This is a genomic window from Verminephrobacter aporrectodeae subsp. tuberculatae At4 (assembly GCF_000193225.1).
Lineage (GTDB): Bacteria > Pseudomonadota > Gammaproteobacteria > Burkholderiales > Burkholderiaceae_C > Acidovorax > Acidovorax aporrectodeae.
This window is the reverse complement of sequence record NZ_AFAL01000814.1, coordinates 1-725: the sequence shown is the minus strand read 5'-3', so window position 1 is coordinate 725 and position 725 is coordinate 1. Positions and strand designations below refer to the sequence as shown.

Sequence of the window (725 nt, the reverse complement as noted above, 5' to 3'; positions counted from 1 at the left end):
TTTTGCCGTCGGCGTTGGCCGTGAGCGGACCCAGCGTGCCGTTGGCGTCGGTGAGCACGATGTCCTCGCGCGTGAAGCCGGTGACGGGTTCGCTAAAGGCGAAGGTGACGGTGGTGGTTTCGCCGACGGTGAGCGCGTTGTCGGTCAGGGTGATCGTGGCGGTGGGGCGAACGAGGTCAATGTCGTAGGGGACGTTATCGAAATACGTCGCTCCGGCCTGACCCGTGTTGCCTGCGACATCGGTCACGGCACTTGTAAGCACGCTGAGGAAATTGCCGGTCGATGATGCGCCGGTAGTCGGGGCAGTGAGCGTGTACTGCCAAGTAATGTCGTCGGTGGTACGCAGATTGGACACTGTGCCGGAACTGGCGGTGAGATCGGGGGTAAAGCCAAGAAGGCGCGCCAGAGTGAGACTGTTCCGATTGATCGCTTCGGAGAAGGTGAGGGTGACGGTGGTTGATTCGCCGGCGCAGAGCTTGGGGTCATCAATGGTGATGGAGGTCGGTGTTGGCCGCTTGGTATCAATGGAGTAGTTGGCGCTGGTGGCGGGGCCGGTACCGGCGGTGCCTGCGGCGTTGGTCACGCCAGCGAGGTTGACGCCGATGGTGTTGCTGCTGTCCTCGATGTTGTTCGTGGGCGTGAAGGTGGCGGTCCAGGTTTTGCCGTCTGCATTGGCCGTGAGCGGGCCCAGCGTGCCGTTGGCATCGGTGAGCACGACGTCGTCG

The 725-nt window shown here is 62.8% G+C and carries 1 protein-coding gene; it reads right to left on the bottom strand.

Going from position 1 to position 725, the window contains the following annotated elements; translation table 11 throughout:
* On the bottom strand, window positions 1-725 hold a 725-nt coding region (locus VTU_RS34085; RefSeq protein WP_010108835.1), incomplete at both ends, for an Ig-like domain-containing protein.